Source organism: Sphingomonas sp. LH128 (genome assembly GCF_000293195.2).
In the GTDB taxonomy this organism is placed as follows: Bacteria; Pseudomonadota; Alphaproteobacteria; order Sphingomonadales; family Sphingomonadaceae; genus Novosphingobium; species Novosphingobium resinovorum_A.
This window is the reverse complement of sequence record NZ_ALVC01000652.1, coordinates 1-236: the sequence shown is the minus strand read 5'-3', so window position 1 is coordinate 236 and position 236 is coordinate 1. Positions and strand designations below refer to the sequence as shown.

The 236-nt window shown below is 66.5% G+C and carries 1 pseudogene; it reads left to right on the top strand.

From position 1 onward, the window contains the following. Positions 1-201, top strand: a pseudogene (locus LH128_RS31015) (IS21 family transposase); the annotation flags it as partial. Between the last annotated feature and the right edge of the window lie 35 nt (positions 202-236).

Sequence of the window (236 nt, the reverse complement as noted above, 5' to 3'; positions counted from 1 at the left end):
CTCGATATCGCCGCCAGGGGCGACTGTGTCGACGTGCTGGCCCGGCGGATCGATGAGGCACTCGACAGCGGGCGCCTGCCCGATGTCGATGCGCTCAGGGACGAGTTCCTGCCAACCGCAAGATCGCAGCGCGATGTCACTATCCCGCCACCCGATCTGCACAGCTACAACAGCCTGATCGCCAGCGGGGAGGTGCACTGATGACCCGCACCAAAGACCAGGCCGCCGCCGTGCTG